The sequence below is a fragment of the Pseudomonas sp. 5.2 genome, assembly GCF_059025405.1.
Genome location: NZ_JBYBHH010000085.1, coordinates 1 through 212 on the forward strand (window position 1 = coordinate 1; position 212 = coordinate 212).

A 212-nucleotide genomic window follows, 5' to 3' on the forward strand; every position below is an offset into this window, starting at 1 on the left:
AGCGTCTTTGTAGACGTCATCGCCCTGCGCTTCGTGGGTGTATGGCGCGCTGGTTTCGCCAGCTTTGATGGTGACGGTGGCGTTGTTGCTCAAGGTCACGACCAGGTCGTGGGCCAGCGCGGTGTTGATATGAACGGTGAAGGTCGGCTTCACGTTCTCGGCGACCGAAACCTGGTCAGCCGTGATAGTGACCTTGATTACATCGCCTTCGT

General features: G+C 58.0%; 1 protein-coding gene. It reads right to left on the reverse strand.

The genetic code is table 11. The features are described 5' to 3' along the window. A partial coding sequence (locus AC5PZ0_RS28405; RefSeq protein ID WP_493856237.1) for an immunoglobulin-like domain-containing protein occupies nt 1-212 on the reverse strand: 212 nt, incomplete at both ends.